This window comes from Agromyces cucurbitae (genome assembly GCF_058349945.1).
On record NZ_JBYRES010000009.1, the window covers coordinates 1 to 2,248 of the forward strand.

Annotated in this window: 1 protein-coding gene; it reads left to right on the forward strand. The window is 71.5% G+C overall.

Going from position 1 to position 2,248, the window contains the following annotated elements:
• Positions 1-2,248 (forward strand): IPT/TIG domain-containing protein (locus AC3RJ6_RS19275; RefSeq protein ID WP_491428752.1); only part of this gene is annotated, 2,248 nt, incomplete at both ends.

Sequence of the window (2,248 nt, forward strand, 5' to 3'; positions counted from 1 at the left end):
AGACCCCGGCGCACACCCCGGGCTCGGTCGACGTCATCGTCACGACCCCCGGCGGCGACAGCAACCCGCTCCCGTTCACGTACTTCGCGGTACCGAGCCTGACGAGCCTCACGCCCGATGAGGGCCCGACCGCGGGCGGCACACTCGTGACGATCGACGGCACCGCCCTCGGCGGCGCGACAGAGGTCTCCGTCGACGGGGTCGCCGTGTCGTTCATCCAGGTGAGTCCGACGCAGATCACCTTCTCGTCGCCGCCGCACGCGGCAGGCCCGGTCGACGTCGTGGTGACCACGCCCGGCGGTGCGAGCGATCCGCTGGTGTTCACGTATGTGCCTGCCCCGGCGATCACGGATCTGGCGCCTGACGCCGGCCCGGTGGCGGGCGGAACGGCGGTGACGATCACGGGCACCGATCTCGGCGGTGCGACGGTGGTGACGATCGACGGCGTGTCGGTACCGTTCACGCAGGTGAGCGAGACGCAGATCACCTTCTCGACGCCGCCGCACGTGGCCGGCACGGTCGACGTCGTGGTGACGACGCCCGGCGGCGACAGCAACACGCTGCCGTTCACGTACTTCGACGTTCCGGTGCTCACGGGCCTCACGCCCGACGAGGGCCCGGCCGCGGGCGGCACCCTCGTCACCATCGACGGCACTGCCCTCGGCGGTGCGACCGAGGTGACGGTCGACGGCGTCGCGGTGCCGTTCACCCAGGTGAGCGACACCCAGATCACCTTCACGACCGAGCCGCACGCGGCGGGTCCCGTCGACGTGGTCGTCACGACGCCCGGCGGCGCGAGCGACCCGCTCGAGTTCACCTACCTGCCCGGCCCGGTCATCGAGGCGCTCGACCCCGATGCGGGGCCGGTCGCAGGCGGCACCCCGGTGACGATCACCGGCACCGATCTCGGCGGCGCGACGGCGGTGACGATCGACGGCGTGTCGGTGCCGTTCACCCAGGTGAGCCCGACGGAGATCACGTTCGAGTCGCCCGCGCACGCTGCAGGCGAGGTCGACGTCGTCGTGGTGACGGGCGGTGGTGAGAGCAATGCGCTGCCGTTCACGTACTACGACGTGCCGGCACTGACGTCGCTCGATCCCGATGAGGGGCCGACGACGGGCGGCACGATCGTGACGGTGTCGGGCACGAACCTCGCCGGTGCCACGGAGCTCACGGTCGACGGCGTCGGCGTGCCCTTCACACCGGTGGGCGACACGACGATCGTGTTCACGACTCCGCCCCACGCCGCCGGTGCGGTCGACGTGGTCGTGACGACGCCCGGCGGCGAGAGCGGTCCGCTCAGCTTCACGTACGTTCCCGCGCCGGTGCTGACGGACCTGGATCCGGATGAGGGGCCGGTCGCGGGTGGGACGCCGGTGACGATCACGGGCACGGACCTCGGCGGCGCTACCGCCGTCACGATCGACGGGATGTCGGTGCCGTTCACGCAGGTCAGCCCGACCGAGATCACCTTCGCGACGCCCGCGCACGCGGCGGGCGAGGTCGACGTCGTCGTGACGACGGTGGGCGGCGAGAGCAACCCGTTGCCGTTCACCTACGTCGCGGCGCCCGTGCTCACGGGCCTGGCGCCGGATGAGGGTCCGGTGGCGGGCGGCACGTCGGTGACGATCACGGGTACCGATCTCGGGGATGCCACGTCGGTGACGGTCGACGGGGTGTCGGTGCCGTTCACGCAGGTGAGCGACACGGAGATCACCTTCGAAACCCCCGCGCATGTGGCGGGTGAGGTCGACGTGATCGTGACGACGCCCGGCGGCGACAGCAACGCGCTGCCGTTCACGTACTTCGACGCTCCGGTGCTGACGAGCCTCGCCCCGGATGCGGGACCGATCGCGGGCGGCACGCCGGTGACGATCACGGGCACCGCGCTCGGTGGCGCGACCGACGTCACGGTCGACGGAGTGTCGGTGCCGTTCACGCAGGTGAGCGACTCGGAGATCACGTTCGAGACGCCCGCGCACGCCGCCGGGCCGGTCGATGTCGTCGTGACCACGCCTGGCGGAGACAGCAATGCGCTCCCGTTCACGTACTTCGACGTGCCGGTGCTCTCCTCGCTCGATCCCGATGCGGGGCCGATCGCCGGGGGCACGCCGGTGACGATCACGGGCACGGACCTCGGCGGCGCGACCGAGGTGACGGTCGACGGTGCCTCGGTGCCGTTCACGCAGGTGAGCGAGACGGAGATCACGTTCGAGACGCCCGCGCACGCCGCAGGCGACGTCGACGT